We start from the raw sequence: 12,930 nt of genomic DNA on the forward strand, positions 1-12,930 counted from the left end.
CGTAGCGCACAGGGCGTACGGGGCGCTCACGCGGAGGCGGATCAGTAGCGGACGACCGCCGGCGGCGCGGTGTAGGCCGAGCCGGAGAGGCCGAGGGTGGCCTCGTAGATCTTCTTGTAGGTGCCGTCGCCCACGTACTTCTCGAGGATGTCGTTCACCTTGTCGCGGAGGACCTTGTCGTCCTTGTTGATGCCGACGCCGTACGGCTCCTTGGTGAACGGCTTGCCGACGACCTTGAGCTTGCCGGCGTTGGCGGCGGCGTAGCCCTTGAGGATGGAGTCGTCGGTGGTGACGGCGTCGACCTGCTTGGTCAGCAGCTGCTGGACGCAGTCGGAGTACTTGCCGAGCTCGACGGTCTCCGCGCCGTACTGCGGCTTCTTGATCTCCTGGAGCGGGGTGGAGCCCGTGATCGAGCAGACCTTCTTGCCCTTGACGGACTCCGGGCCGGTGATCGCGGTCTCGTCCTTGCGGACCAGGAGGTCGGCGCCGGCCTGGTAGTACGGGCCGGCGAAGCCGACCTGCGCCTTGCGCTTGTCGTTGATCGTGTAGGTGCCGACGTAGTAGTCGACCTGGCCCGTGGAGATCGCGGTCTCGCGGAGCTTGGAGTCGACCGTCTTCCACTCGATCTGGTCCTCGGAGAAGCCCAGGTCGGCGGCGATCATCTTGGCGATCTCGATGTCGAAGCCGGAACGCTTCTTGGTCGCCTGGTCCTCGAAGCCCAGGTACGGCTGGTCGGCCTTGGAGCCGATGATCAGCTTGCCGCGCTGCTTGGCCTTCTTGAAGGTCGGCGAGTTCAGGTCGACGCCGCTCGCGACGGTGTACGTGGGGAGCTTGGGGGCGCTGGCGTCGCCGGGCTTCGTGGCGGGCTTGTCGCCGGCCGAGCCCTCCTTGCCGCCACAGGCGGTCGCGGTCAGCGCGAGCACGGCAACGGCCACGGCCGCGGTCTTGCGGAGCTTCATCGTGAACATCCCTCAGGTCGTGGGTAGTTGATCGTCAGTGTGCAGCACGTCGGCTGTGGAGTCTCAGGAGTTGCCGCGGCGGGGCGCCGGCGGCACCCGTCAGTGGTGCAGGATCTTCGACAGGAAGTCCTTGGCGCGGTCGCTGCGCGGGTTGCTGAAGAACTCGTCGGGCGTGGCCTGCTCCACGATCCGGCCGTCCGCCATGAAGACCACGCGGTTGGCGGCGGACCGGGCGAAGCCCATCTCGTGGGTGACGACCACCATCGTCATGCCGTCCCGGGCCAGCTGCTGCATGACCTCCAGGACCTCGTTGATCATCTCCGGGTCGAGCGCGGAGGTCGGCTCGTCGAACAGGATGACCTTCGGGTCCATCGCGAGCGCGCGGGCGATCGCCACGCGCTGCTGCTGGCCGCCGGACAGCTGCGCCGGGTACTTGTCGGCCTGCGTGCCCACCCCGACCCGGTCCAGCAGGGCGCGGGCCTTTGCCTCCGCCGCCTTCTTCTCGGTCTTGCGGACCTTGACCTGACCCAGCATCACGTTCTCGAGCACCGTCTTGTGCGCGAAGAGGTTGAAGGACTGGAAGACCATGCCGACGTCGGACCGCAGCCGCGCCAGCTCCTTGCCCTCCTGGGGCAGGGGCTTCCCGTCGATGGTGATGCTGCCGGAGTCGATCGTCTCCAGCCGGTTGATCGTGCGGCACAGCGTGGACTTGCCCGACCCGGACGGTCCGATGACGACCACGACCTCGCCGCGGTGAATCGTCAGGTCGATGTCCTGGAGCACGTGCAGCGCGCCGAAGTGCTTGTTCACGTCGGACAGCACGACCAGGTCGTCCGCGGCCGGCACGGCGCCCTCCGAACCCTTGGTCACTGACACTCCGCTCATCGGCATCTCGCTCCGTCCTGCTCGGTTGGGGAGGACACTAGAGACCGGGTGCGAGAAGCGTCATCACATCTGAGCGAAGTTTGAGCATAACGATCCGGTCGCAACCGGACACTCTGCGTGAAGGGGGTGCGTACCGCCGTACCGGGTGGATAACGAAAAACGGGAGAGTGACGGGGGGACACTTGACTGTGACCGTGACCATCGGCGTTCATGCCCTGGTACACAGATAGTCATCACCCGCGCCGCGCGAACGCCGCGGGCACCGCGCGAACCCCACGCCACCGCAGGCCGGACCCCCTGCGGAGTCACCGTCGAGAGACGCCGAGAGATCACGGAGGAGGGCCATGAGACTGCTGCTCGTCGAGGACGACGACCACGTCGCCGCCGCGCTCTCCGCGATCCTCGCCCGGCACGGCTTCACCGTCACCCACGCCCGCAACGGCGAGGAGGCGCTCCAGGCCGTCCTGCCCGCCGCCCACGGCGAGCGCCCCTCGTACGGGGTGATCCTGCTCGACCTCGGCCTGCCCGACCAGGACGGCTACCAGGTCTGCGGACGCATCCGGAAGCTCACCACCACCCCCGTGATCATGGTGACGGCGCGCGCCGACGTACGCTCCCGGATCCACGGCCTCAACCTCGGGGCCGACGACTACGTCGTCAAGCCCTACGACACGGGTGAGCTGCTGGCCCGCATCCACGCCGTCAGCCGGCGCAGCGCCGCGGGCGACGAGCAGACCGGCTCCGGCGAGGACAGCACCCTGCGCCTCGGCTCCGTCACCATCGAGCTGCCCACCCGCCGGGTCAGCGTCGACGGCGACGCCGTACCCCTCACCCGCAAGGAGTTCGACCTGCTCGCCCTGCTGGCCCAGCGGCCCGGAGTGGTCTTCCGCCGCGAGCAGATCATCAGCGAGGTCTGGCGCACCAACTGGGAGGGCACGGGGCGCACCCTGGAGGTCCACGTGGCCTCCCTGCGTTCGAAGTTGCGGATGCCCGCCCTGATCGAGACCGTGCGGGGCGTCGGCTACCGCCTGGTCGCGCCGACCGCGTAGTCACAAGGCCCGCCCGCCCGTGCGCACCCGCCTCCTCCCGCTCCTGATCGTCCTGATGGCCGGCGTGCTGCTCGCCCTCGGCTTCCCGCTGGCTGCCAGCACCGCCGCCTCCGAGCAGCAGCGGGTGGTCGTCGACCGGCTCGACGACGCGGCCCGCTTCGCCGCCCTCGCGCAGTTCGTCGAGGAGAGCAGCTTCGGCCGCGACGAACGGCGCTCCACCCTCAGCGGCGAGCTCGCCAGCTACCACGACGTCTACGAGATCCGCGCCGGCATCTTCTTCCGCGACAACCGTGCCATGGCCGCCGCCCCCGAGGACTGGGTCGTCCCGTACGAGGGGGAGGGCCGGCGCGCCTTCAACGAGGCCCTGCTCGGCCGCCGCAGCCACGACCCGCCGCAGGTGTGGCCCTGGCAGCGGGACGCTCGGCTCACCATCGCCTCCCCGGTCGTCCGGGACGGCGACGTCGTCGCCGTCGTGGTCACCGACTCGCCCACCGGACAGCTCCGCTCCCGCATCCTGCGCGACTGGCTGCTGATCTTCGCCGGCGAGGCCGCCGCCATGCTGCTCGCGGTCGGCGCCGCCTTCCGGCTCACCGGCTGGGTGCTGCGGCCCGTACGGGTCCTCGACGCCGTCACCCACGACATCGCCACCGGCCGCATGAAGTCCCGGGTCGCCGCCGCCGGCGGACCGCCCGAACTGCGCCGTCTCGCCCGCTCCTTCAACGAGATGGCCGACAACGTCGAGGACGTCCTCGAACAGCAGCGGGCCTTCGTCGCCGACGCCTCCCACCAGCTGCGCAACCCGCTCGCCGCGCTGCTGCTGCGGATCGAACTGCTCGCCCTCGAACTCCCCGAGGACAACGAGGAGATCGCCTCCGTCCGCACCGAGGGCAAGCGGCTCGCCCAGGTCCTCGACGACCTGCTCGACCTCGCGCTCGCCGAACACACCGCCGCCGACCTGCGGCTCACCGACATCGGCGCGCTCACCGCCGAGCGCGTGGCCTCCTGGCGGCCGGTCGGCGACGACAAGGGCGTGGCGATCGTCGCCGACACCGCCGCCGTCACTGCCTGGGCGGACCCGGTGGCGCTGTCCAGCGCGCTCGACGCGGTGATCGACAACGCCCTGAAGTTCACCCCGGCGGGCGAGGACGTCTCCGTACGGGTCTTCCTGAGCCCCGGCGGCCGGACCGTCGCCGTGGAGGTCGCCGACCACGGCCCCGGCCTCACGGACGAGGAGCTGGAGCGGGTCGGCGACCGCTTCTGGCGCTCGAACCGGCACCAGAACGTCAAGGGCTCGGGCCTCGGTCTGTCCATCGCCCGGGTCCTGCTCGCCGCGGGCGGCGGCACCATCGCCTACGCCCGCAACGAGCCGCACGGCCTCAAGGTGACCGTCACCGTGCCGCGGGACGAGCCGCGACCGGCCTCGGACGGCGGCCCGCGGGGCGCGACCCGATCAGGCGGGGCAGGCGGAGATCAGGGTTTCACGCACGGGGGTCAGGGCTTCACCGGTCGGAATCAGGGTTTCACCGGTCGGGATGGTCGGGGTCAGGGCTTCACCGAGCGGTAGTAGCGCCGGGCGCCCTCGTGCAGGGGCAGCGGGTCGGTGTAGATCGCGGTCCGCAGGTCGACCAGCTGGGCGGGGTGGACCTGGCTGCCGATCCGGTCGCGGCTGCCGATCACCGTACGGGTGAAGCCCTCCACCAGGTCCGGGTCGGCGGCGGCCGTGGTGACCAGGATGTTCGCCACCGCCAGGGTGTCCACCGGGTTGCCGTCCTGCGCCCGGCTGTAGGCGTCGGCCGGGATCGTCGCCGAGCGGTAGTGGCGGGTGGACTCGCCCACGTCGTGCAGGCTCTCGATCAGCGCCTCGTCCAGCGACACCAGCCGGATCGGCAGCCGCTCGGAGAGGTCCTGGACGGCCTGGGTGGGCAGGCCGCCCGACCAGAAGAAGGCGTCCAGCTGGTGCCGCTCCAGGAGCCCCGGCATCGTGTCGATGCCGGCCGAGACCGGGACGATGTCGACGTCCGGGGTCAGCCCGGCCGCCGCGAGCACCCGGTCGGCGATCAGCCGCACGCCCGAGCCGGCCTGGCCGACGCCGACGCGCCGACCGCGCAGATCGGCCACCGACTGCACGGTCGAACCCTTGGGCACGACCAGCTGGACGTAGTCGTCGTAGAGCCGGGCGCAGCCGCGCAGCCGCTCGAAGCCGGGCCTGCGGTCCCGCTGGTACTGGGCCACGGCGTCCGCCGTCGCCACCGTGAAGTCGGCCTCGCCGGAGGCGAGCCTGGCCAGGTTCTGCTGGGATCCCTCGCTGTTCCTCAGCGTTATCGAGACGTCCGGGAGGTCGCGGGCCAGGGCCTGCTGGAGCAGCGCCCCGTACCGCTGGTAGACGCCCGAGGGCACCCCGGTGCTGAAGGTGATGTGCCCGCTGGGCGCCTTCGTGCCGAACGGAACCAGCCACCACACCAGGACTCCGGCCAGCGCCAGGAGCGCTGCCGAGACCTGGAGGGCGCGGCGGCGGGCGGTGCGGGAGAGTGCGGCGGGCATGGCGCGATCCTGCCAGCTGGTCGGGCGTCCTGGCCAGGGCGGACGGGTGGGCGGTGCCGGTCCTCACGGTGGTGGTGGCGGTCCACACGGTGCCGGTGGGCGGTCCTCACGATGGTGGTGGAGATGGCGATGGAGACCCTCACGGTGGCGGGGTCAGGGAAGCCGCCTGCTGCCGCAGCCAGCCCAGCAGCGTCGCGATCCGCGCGTCCCGCGCCGGCGGACGAGGGCTGAGCAGTCCGTAGCCGGTGCCGTCCGCCACGAACCCGTACGGGGCGGCCAGCTGCCCCCGTACGAGATCGTCCCGGACCAGCGCGTACGGCCCGACGGCCACGCCCACGCCCGCGACGGCCGCCTGGAGCGCCAGGTAGAAGTGCTCGAAGGTCTGCTGCGGCGCGCCGCCGGCCGCCACGGCGTGCCCGGTCAGCCGCCGCCAGTCGTCCCAGGCGGCCGGCCGGGTGCCGGTGTGCAGCAGGGTGACGCCCTCGAAGCCGCCGGTCAGCAGCCGCTCGGCCAGTTCGGGGCGGCAGACCGGGCCGATCCACTCCTCGAAGAGCGGCACCCGGCTCACCCCCTCGGGCACCGGGAAGTCGTCCCGGCGCAGGGCCACGTCCACCGTGTCCCGCGCGAAGTCCGGCGGGCCGCCGCCCGCCGACAGGTGCACGGTCAGGCCGGGGTGCCGCGCCGCGAGGTCGGGAAGACGCGGGATGAGCCAGCGCATCAGGAGCGTGGGCTCGCAGGACAGGGCGAGCGGGCCGCCCGGGTCCCGGCCGGAGACCTCCGCGGCGGCCGCCTCGATCAGGTCGAGCGCCTCCCGCACGGCGGCGGCCAGCCGCCGGGCCTGCGGGGTGGGCCGCAGGGAGCGCGCGCCGCGCTCGAACAGGGTCGTCCCGAGGGCCTTCTCCAGGTTCTGCACCTGGCGGCTGACCGCGCCGTGCGTGACGTGGAGCTCCCGCGCGGCTCCGGTCATGCTCGCGTGGCGCACGGTCGCCTCGAAGGGGAGGAGGGTGGCGAGGGGCGGCAGGGAGGGCCTGGGCATGAGGGGAATCTATCGGTGAGATTCCCTCACAGGTCGCGTGAGAAGGAATCGCTTGTCCTGCGGGTTCGCGGCGGCGAGGGTTGATCCCGTCACGCGCCGACGGCCTCGCGGCCGTCAGGCGAGCGCGGTCACCCGTCACCTGTTCCGCCTCCTTCCTTGAAAGAGGGGCCGCCCAGCATGCCGCCATCCACCGTCGTCGTCCTCGCCGACGACCTCACCAGCGCCGCCGACGGCGCCGCCCCCTTCCGCAGGAACGGCCACCGCGCACGGGTCCTCTTCGCTCCCGGGGGCGCCGCCCCCGAGCTCGGCGTCACCGCCGTCGACCTCGGCACCCGGCTGCGGGGAGAGGCGGACGCGGCCGCCCGGACGCGCGAGGCGGCCGCCGCGTACGCCGGCGCGGACCTCCTGATCAAGACCGTCGACTCGACCCTGCGCGGCCATGTGGCCGCCGAACTGCGGGCCGCGCTCGCCGGTTCCGGCCGCCGCACGGCGATCCTCGCCCCGGCCTTCCCCTCCGAGGGCCGTACGACGGTCCGGGGCGTCCAGTACGTCAGGGGCGTACGGGTCGACGCGAGCGAGTTCGCCCGCGACCCGGCCCACCCGGTCCGCTCGGCCGACCTCGCCCGCCTCCTGCCGGACGCCGTCGTCCTCGGCCCTGGCCCGGCCCGCGTTCCCGAGCCCGCCCGCGGCCCTGCTGCCCCCGTCCCCGAGCCCGTCCGTGATCCCGTCCCCGGCCCTGTCCCCGCACTCGGCCCTGTCCCTGCTCTCGGCCCTGTCCCCGCTCTCGGCCCTGTCCCTGCTCTCGGCCGCGGCCCCGCTCTCGGCCCTGTCCCTGCTCTCGGCCCCGTCCCCGGCCCCGAACCGCGCCCCGGCCGTGAGCCCCGCCCCGCCCCCGCCCCCGTCCCCGGCCCCGGCCCCGAGCCCCGCCCCGCCCCCGTACCGGAGCAGCTCACCGAACTGCCGCGCCTGGTCGAGGCCGGTGGGATCCTCGTCTGCTCGGCGGCCACCGACGCCGACCTGGACGCCGTCGTCGCCGCCGTCCCCCGCCCCCAGGACGTCCTGTGGGTCGGCTCACCGGGCCTCGCCGACGCCCTGGCCCGCCGCCACGCCCGGCAGCCTGCCGACGCCCTCCCCGAACTCCCCGCCGTACGGCACCCGCTGACCGTCGTCGGCAGCGCCAACCCCGCGAGCCGCCGCCAGCTCGCCGCCCTGCGCGAGCGGTTCACCGGCGAACCCCTCGCCGCCCTCCACACCCCTAAGGAGCGGACCGCCGACCCCGCCGGCCCCGCCGCGCTGATCCGCCGGCTCGCCGAGGAGACCCGGGGGCGGACGGAGGACGGCCGGGCCGACGGACTCGTCCTCACCGGCGGGGAGACCGCGGCCGCCGTCCTGGGCGCGCTCGGCGGCACCGGCATCGAGCTGTACGACGAGCCCGAGCCCGGCATCGCCCGCGGCATCCTGCACGGCCCCGCGGCGCCCCGGCTCCCCGTACTCGTCAAGGCCGGGGGCTTCGGCGACGACGGCACCCTCGTCCGCCTCCACGCCCTCCTCGCGGCGGGCGGCGCCCGGTGACCCGCCCCATCGCCGTCACCATGGGCGACCCGCACGGCATCGGCCCCGAGATCACCGTCAGAGCCTGCGCCGACCCACGCCGCCGCGCCCCCGTCGTCGTCATCGGCGACCCCGGCACCCTCGAACGCGCCTGCCGGACCACCGGCACCGACCTCCGCGTGCGCGCCCTGCCGGCTGAGGCCGTGGACGCCGTGGACGCCACGGACGTCGTGGAGACCGCCGGCCGCACTCCCGGAGTCCTCGACGTCCTCGCGGAAGGCCCCGCCCTGCACGCCGCCGGCCTCGCCCTCGGCACCGTCGCCGCCGAGGCGGGCGCGGCCTCGTACGCGTACGTGCGCAAGGGCGTCGAGCTCGCCCTCGCGGGCCGCGTCCGGGCGCTCACCACCGCCCCCGTGAACAAGGAGGCCCTGCGCCTCGCGGGGGTGCCCCACCCCGGCCACACCGAGGTCCTGGCCGAGCTCTCCGGCACCCGGCGCTACGCGATGATGATGGCCAACGACGAGCTGCGGACCGTCCTCGTCACCGTCCACCAGTCGCTGCGCACCGCGATCGACGCGCTCACCGTCGACCGGGAGCTCGACACCATCCGCCTCACCCACCGCGCGCTGCGCGCCACGGCGCCGGCTCGCCCCCGGATCGCCGTCGCCGCCCTCAACCCGCACGCCGGCGAGAACGGCCTCTTCGGCCGCGAGGACCTCGACGTCATCGCCCCCGCCGTGCGCGCCGCCCGCGCCGAGGGCATCGACGCGAGCGGGCCCTGGCCCGCCGACACCGTCTTCATGCGGGCCCGGGCGGGCGAGTTCGACGCCGTCGTCGCCCAGTACCACGACCAGGGACTCATCCCGGTCAAGTACCTGGGCCTGGAACACGGGGTCAACATCACCCTCGGCCTGCCGTTCGTCCGCACCAGCGTCGACCACGGCACCGCCTTCGACCTCGCCGGCACCGGCACCGCCGACCACACCAGCCTGCTCACCGCCCTGCACCACGCCGACGAACTGGCCCCGCGACACCCGTGAGGGGAATCCCCGTGGACTTCATCTTCATGCTCACCCGCGACGACCGGACCGTCACCGACTGCCTCCGCGTCCTCGACTCCGTCCGCGAGCTGGGCATCACCCACATCGGCTTCAAGGACGTCGGCGTCGACACCGCGACCCTGCACCGGCTCCACGAGCAGATCAGGGAACTCGGCGCCACCAGCCACCTGGAGGTCGTCTCCACCGGCCGCGCCCAGGCGCTCGACTCCGTACGGACGGCCGTCGACCTCGGTGTCGACTGGCTGCTCGGAGGCACCTGGATCGAGGAGACCCTCGCCCTCCTCGACGGCACCGGCGTCCGCTACCTGCCCTTCGCGGGCGAGCCGACGGGCCATCCCACCCGGCTGGCTGGCAGCCCCGCCCGTATCGCCGAGGACTGCCGCCGGGCCGAGGCCGCCGGGTGCGCGGGCGTCGACCTGCTCGCCCACCGCGCCACCGAGGCCGATCCGCTCGACCTGGTCCGCGCCGCCCGCGCCGCCACGACGGGCCGGCTCGTCGTGGCCGGTTCGCTGAGCACCCCGGCCCAGATCCAGGCCCTGGCCGAGGCCGGGGCGGACGCCTTCACCGTCGGCTCCGCGGCCTTCGCGGGCGCCCTCCGCCCGGACGCCGGCACCCTCGCCGCCCAGCTCACGGCGGTCCTCGAAGCGAGCGGCGGCCCGCGCTAGCGCCGACCGGCGGCGGGCGGAGGTGGCCGGGCAGCCCCACGGCCCCCTTACCCTTGTCAGGTGACCAGCAGCAAAGACGGGACCGGAGCCGTGGCCGAGCAGGACGTCGTGACGCGAACCTACGAAGTGCGCACCTACGGGTGTCAGATGAACGTCCACGACTCCGAGCGGCTCTCCGGTCTCCTGGAGGACGCCGGCTACGTCCGCGCCCCCGAGGGCTCCAACGGCGACGCCGACGTCGTGGTCTTCAACACCTGCGCGGTCCGCGAGAACGCCGACAACAAGCTGTACGGCAACCTCGGCCACCTCGCGCCGAAGAAGGCCGCCCGCCCGGGCATGCAGATCGCCGTCGGCGGCTGCCTGGCCCAGAAGGACCGCGACACCATCGTCAAGAAGGCCCCCTGGGTCGACGTGGTCTTCGGCACGCACAACATCGGCAAGCTGCCGGTCCTCCTGGAGCGCGCCCGCGTGCAGGAGGAGGCGCAGGTCGAGATCGCGGAGTCCCTGGAGGCCTTCCCCTCGACGCTGCCGACCCGGCGCGAGTCCGCGTACGCCGCGTGGGTCTCCATCTCCGTCGGCTGCAACAACACCTGCACCTTCTGCATCGTCCCCGCGCTGCGCGGCAAGGAGGAGGACCGGCGCCCCGGCGACATCCTCGCCGAGATCGAGGCGCTGGTCGCCGAGGGCGTCTCCGAGATCACCCTGCTCGGCCAGAACGTCAACGCGTACGGCTCCGATCTCGGCGACCGCGAGGCCTTCAGCAAGCTGCTGCGCGCCTGCGGCGAGATCGAGGGCCTGGAGCGGGTCCGCTTCACCTCCCCGCACCCCCGCGACTTCACGGACGACGTCATCGCCGCCATGGCCGAGACGCCGAACGTGATGCCGCAGCTGCACATGCCCCTGCAGTCCGGTTCGGACACGATCCTGAAGGCGATGCGCCGCTCGTACCGGCAGGAGCGTTTCCTCGGGATCATCGAGAAGGTGCGCGCCGCCATCCCGCACGCCGCCATCTCCACCGACATCATCGTGGGCTTCCCCGGTGAGACCGAGGAGGACTTCGAGCAGACCATGCACGTGGTACGCGAGGCCCGCTTCGCCAACGCCTTCACCTTCCAGTACTCCAAGCGCCCCGGCACCCCGGCGGCCACCATGGAGGGCCAGATCCCCAAGGAGGTCGTGCAGGCGCGCTACGAGCGTCTCGTCGCCCTCCAGGAGGAGATCTCCTGGGAGGAGAACAAGAAGCAGGTCGGCCGCACCCTGGAGGTCATGGTCGCCGAGGGCGAGGGCCGCAAGGACGGCGAGACCCACCGCCTGTCCGGCCGCGCCCCCGACAACCGGCTCGTCCACTTCACCAAGCCCGACGAGGACGTCCGGCCCGGCGACGTGGTGACCGTCGACATCACCTACGCGGCCCCCCACCACCTGCTCGCCGAGGGCCCGACCACCTCCGTGCGCCGCACGCGCGCGGGTGACGCCTGGGAGAAGCGCACCGCCGCGGCGGCCGCGAAGCCGGCCGGCGTGATGCTCGGACTGCCGAAGATCGGCGTCCCCGAGCCGCTGCCGGTCGCGGACGCGCCGGCCTGCGGGAGCCACTGACCGACAACGACACAGGGGGAAACATGGGGGAGTGGGCCGTCATAGCCCAGTACGACGCCGGGGAGAACCACCGGACCCGGGTGGTCCGGGAGGTGACCGGCACCCGGGAGCAGGCGAGGGACGCGCTGTGGAAGGCCGCCCTCTCCTACCGGGAGCCCGTGCGTGAGAAGCGCCGCCGGGTGTACCGGCTCGCCGGGGGCGACAGCTATCTCGTGCGGGTGAACGGGCTGATGTCCGAGACGGACACCGTGCTGAGCCTGGCCGAGCTGGTCCACGACTCCGCCGCCGGCCCTTCCGCCGAGGGAGCCGCCGTCCCGGAGGGTCCGCCCGCCGGGCAGTAGGCTCCCTTCCGGCCAGGGAGCCACGGTCCCGGAGGACCCGCCCGCCGGCCCCTCCGGCGGCCCCTCCGCCGAGGAAGCCGCCGTCCCGGAGGGTCCGCCCGCCGGGCAGTAGGCTGCGGATCATGCTTGTCGCCGCAGCCGTCTGCCCCTGCCCCCCGCTGCTCGTGCCCGCCGTCGCGGCCGGTGCCGCGTCCGAGCTCGCCGACGCGCGTACGGCCTGTTCCGACGCGCTCGCCGTGCTGGCCGCCTCCCGGCCCGACCGGCTCGTCGTCGTCGGACCGGCGGAAGAAGGCGCCCGGGGCGTCCACCCGGGCGGTACGGCCGGGTCCTTCGCCGGGTTCGGCGTCGACCTCACCGTACGGCTGGGCAGCGGGCCCGGCGGCGACCGGCCGCTGCCCGCCTCCCTCGCCGTGGGCGCCTGGCTCCTGGAGCACACCCGCTGGGCGGACGCGCCGATCGAGGGCCTCGGGGTCGACGAGACGCTGGACGCCGCCCGCTGCGCCGGGACCGGCCGGGAGATCGCCGCCTCGGCACAGCGGGTCGCCCTGCTCGTGATGGGTGACGGCAGCGCCTGCCGCACCGTGAAGGCCCCGGGCTATCTGGACGAGCGCGCCGAGCCCTTCGACGCCGAGGCCGCCCGTGCCCTCGGCGCGGCGGATCCGGCGGCGCTGCTCGCCCTGGACGAGGGCCTGGCGCACGATCTGAAGGCGGCCGGCCGCGCGCCCTGGCAGGTGCTCGCGGGCGCCGCGGAGGGCGCGGGCCTGGCGGGACGGCTGCTCTACGAGGACGCCCCGTACGGCGTCGGGTACTTCGTCGCCGCCTGGAGCTGAGACGTACGCCCCGTACACGACCACTGGGGGACGCAAACGGCGGACGGCCGCGGAGCGCGTTGCTCCGCGGCCGTCCGCCGTTGCGAAGGGACCGTGGGTGACACCGGGCGTCGGTCAGGCGGCCGGCGGCGGCGAGGCCGGGGGAGGAGTCGGGGGCGTGCCCTCGTCCTTGTGGGCCAGCCGCTCGATGGCGTCCTTGGCCTTGCCCGTACCGGACTCGATCTTGTCGCTGTACTTGCCCTTGGTCTTCTCGTCGACCACCCGCGCGGCCTTCTCCAGGCCGTGCTCCACCTTGCCCCCGTGCTCCTTGGCGAGGTCGGAGACCTTGTCCTTGGCGGGAGCGAGCTTGGCCTTCAGTGAATCCAGGAGACCCATGGGGTCACCATCCCTCCGACGGACCTGTGGGGCCCGTACCG

Annotated in this window: 13 protein-coding genes; 8 read left to right on the plus strand and 5 right to left on the minus strand. The window is 73.5% G+C overall.

What is annotated here, in order from left to right; all coding sequences use genetic code 11:
- Window positions 1-41 precede the first annotated feature (41 nt).
- Both ABTZ91_RS25880 and ABTZ91_RS25885 read right to left on the minus strand, forming a co-directional pair.
- On the minus strand, window positions 42-959 hold the full coding sequence (locus tag ABTZ91_RS25880; protein WP_352079632.1) for a glutamate ABC transporter substrate-binding protein: 918 nt from the start codon (window positions 957-959) through the stop codon (window positions 42-44).
- A 99-nt stretch (window positions 960-1,058) separates the two neighbouring features.
- A complete protein-coding gene (locus ABTZ91_RS25885) occupies window positions 1,059-1,844 on the minus strand; it encodes an amino acid ABC transporter ATP-binding protein (RefSeq protein WP_352079633.1) in 786 nt (261 codons plus the stop codon).
- Between the two features lie 344 nt (window positions 1,845-2,188).
- Between ABTZ91_RS25885 and ABTZ91_RS25890 the strand changes: the two genes are divergently transcribed.
- A complete protein-coding gene (locus ABTZ91_RS25890) occupies window positions 2,189-2,893 on the plus strand; it encodes a response regulator transcription factor (protein WP_352079634.1) in 705 nt (234 codons plus the stop codon).
- Between the two features lie 19 nt (window positions 2,894-2,912).
- A complete protein-coding gene (locus ABTZ91_RS25895; RefSeq protein WP_352079635.1) occupies window positions 2,913-4,457 on the plus strand; it encodes a HAMP domain-containing sensor histidine kinase in 1,545 nt (514 codons plus the stop codon).
- Here the strand turns inward: ABTZ91_RS25895 and ABTZ91_RS25900 are convergent.
- Window positions 4,436-5,434, minus strand: a complete 999-nt coding sequence (locus ABTZ91_RS25900; RefSeq protein ID WP_352079636.1) for a TAXI family TRAP transporter solute-binding subunit — start codon at window positions 5,432-5,434, stop codon at window positions 4,436-4,438. The two genes, ABTZ91_RS25895 and ABTZ91_RS25900, sit on opposite strands and share 22 nt — an antisense overlap.
- 139 nt (window positions 5,435-5,573) lie before the next feature.
- Complete coding sequence (locus ABTZ91_RS25905; protein WP_352079637.1) at window positions 5,574-6,470, minus strand: LysR family transcriptional regulator; 897 nt, start codon at window positions 6,468-6,470, stop codon at window positions 5,574-5,576.
- 177 nt (window positions 6,471-6,647) lie between these two features.
- Between ABTZ91_RS25905 and ABTZ91_RS25910 the strand changes: the two genes are divergently transcribed.
- From ABTZ91_RS25910 to ABTZ91_RS25935, 6 genes are all read left to right on the plus strand, one after another.
- Window positions 6,648-8,042 carry a four-carbon acid sugar kinase family protein gene (locus tag ABTZ91_RS25910; protein ID WP_352079638.1) on the plus strand — a complete coding sequence of 465 codons (1,395 nt, stop codon included), beginning with the start codon at window positions 6,648-6,650 and terminating at the stop codon, window positions 8,040-8,042.
- Window positions 8,039-9,061, plus strand: coding sequence for a 4-hydroxythreonine-4-phosphate dehydrogenase PdxA (pdxA, locus tag ABTZ91_RS25915; protein WP_352079639.1), 1,023 nt, complete (start codon window positions 8,039-8,041; stop codon window positions 9,059-9,061). Before ABTZ91_RS25910 ends, pdxA begins: the two co-directional genes overlap by 4 nt.
- 11 nt (window positions 9,062-9,072) lie before the next feature.
- Window positions 9,073-9,747 (plus strand): HisA/HisF-related TIM barrel protein, encoded by a 675-nt coding sequence (locus ABTZ91_RS25920; RefSeq protein WP_352079640.1) that lies wholly within the window; start codon window positions 9,073-9,075, stop codon window positions 9,745-9,747.
- 60 nt (window positions 9,748-9,807) lie between these two features.
- The gene (gene miaB, locus ABTZ91_RS25925) at window positions 9,808-11,343 is read left to right on the plus strand and encodes a tRNA (N6-isopentenyl adenosine(37)-C2)-methylthiotransferase MiaB (RefSeq protein ID WP_352079641.1); all 1,536 of its coding nucleotides are present in this window, start codon (window positions 9,808-9,810) and stop codon (window positions 11,341-11,343) included.
- Between the two features lie 23 nt (window positions 11,344-11,366).
- Entirely contained in the window at window positions 11,367-11,684 is a 318-nt protein-coding gene (locus ABTZ91_RS25930) for a hypothetical protein (protein ID WP_352079642.1), read from the plus strand.
- A 122-nt stretch (window positions 11,685-11,806) separates the two neighbouring features.
- The gene (locus tag ABTZ91_RS25935; RefSeq protein ID WP_352079643.1) at window positions 11,807-12,514 is read left to right on the plus strand and encodes a class III extradiol dioxygenase subunit B-like domain-containing protein; all 708 of its coding nucleotides are present in this window, start codon (window positions 11,807-11,809) and stop codon (window positions 12,512-12,514) included.
- A gap of 114 nt (window positions 12,515-12,628) precedes the next feature.
- Here ABTZ91_RS25935 and ABTZ91_RS25940 read toward each other — a convergent pair whose 3' ends face one another.
- Window positions 12,629-12,889 (minus strand): antitoxin, encoded by a 261-nt coding sequence (locus tag ABTZ91_RS25940; RefSeq protein WP_352079644.1) that lies wholly within the window; start codon window positions 12,887-12,889, stop codon window positions 12,629-12,631.
- Window positions 12,890-12,930 lie beyond the last annotated feature (41 nt).

Source organism: Streptomyces sp. NPDC126499 (assembly GCF_040302485.1).
Classification (GTDB): Bacteria; Actinomycetota; Actinomycetes; order Streptomycetales; family Streptomycetaceae; genus Streptomyces.